1 pseudogene is annotated in these 475 nt (G+C 76.4%); it reads left to right on the top strand.

From position 1 onward, the window contains the following. Positions 1–13 precede the first annotated feature (13 nt). Positions 14–475, top strand: a pseudogene (locus D183_RS0118350) (hypothetical protein); the annotation flags it as partial.

The raw sequence follows: 475 nt of genomic DNA, 5'->3' as shown, positions 1-475 counted from the left end.
CCCCCCCGCCGAACTGCCCGGCGCCAGCGCCGAGCCGGCCGCCGCGGTGCGCACGCTGGCGCACGCGCTGCAACGCAACGACCTGCTCGGTTACGCCCGCGCCGCGGTGCCGCCGGCCCAGTACCAGCGCCTGCAACAGGCCTGGAGCGAGGACCGCAGCCGCTGGCCGCTGACCGAGTTGCCGCTGGCCGAACGCCTGCCCGAGGTGCTCGACACCCTCGCCGCGCCGGACGCAGAGCGCCAGCTGCAACGCGCCTTCGACGCGCAGTTCGGCGGCCAGGCGGCGAGCCTGAAGCAGGCGGCACACTCGCTGGGCCTGTTCGGCGTGCAGTTCCTGCGCAACCAGGGCCACTACACGCCCGAACAGCGCGGCCACTACGTGCAACTGGTGCAGGCGCTGAGCGCCTGGGCCGCGCGCGCGCCGCTGTCCGAGCGCAAGCGCGCCCAGGCGGCGCTCGCGCGGCTGTGCGCGGGC

The sequence above is a fragment of the Xanthomonas sp. SHU 199 genome, assembly GCF_000364665.1.
GTDB classification, from domain to species: Bacteria; Pseudomonadota; Gammaproteobacteria; order Xanthomonadales; family Xanthomonadaceae; genus Xanthomonas_A; species Xanthomonas_A sontii.
Note: the sequence above shows the minus strand (reverse complement) of the source record. Positions and strands in the feature narration are given on the sequence as shown.